Source organism: Pseudoalteromonas sp. T1lg23B (genome assembly GCF_002964665.1).
GTDB lineage: Bacteria > Pseudomonadota > Gammaproteobacteria > Enterobacterales > Alteromonadaceae > Pseudoalteromonas.
Window position 1 is genome coordinate 1 of record NZ_PQBZ01000018.1, and the last position, 275, is coordinate 275.

Consider the following 275-nt stretch of genomic DNA (forward strand, 5'->3'; position numbering starts at 1 on the left):
GCACACGTAGACTGTCCAGGACACGCTGACTATGTTAAAAACATGATCACAGGTGCTGCACAGATGGACGGCGCGATCCTAGTAGTTGCTGCTACTGACGGTCCTATGCCTCAAACACGTGAGCACATCCTACTTTCTCGTCAGGTTGGTGTACCTTACATCATCGTATTCATGAACAAATGTGACATGGTTGACGACGAAGAGCTTCTAGAGCTAGTAGAGATGGAAGTACGTGAACTACTTTCTGAGTATGACTTCCCAGGTGATGACCTACC

Annotated in this window: 1 protein-coding gene; it reads left to right on the plus strand. The window is 47.6% G+C overall.

Going from position 1 to position 275, the window contains the following annotated elements; all coding sequences use genetic code 11:
- The coding region (locus C2M32_RS06515; protein WP_234401246.1) for a GTP-binding protein at positions 1 to 275 on the plus strand (275 nt) is incomplete at both ends.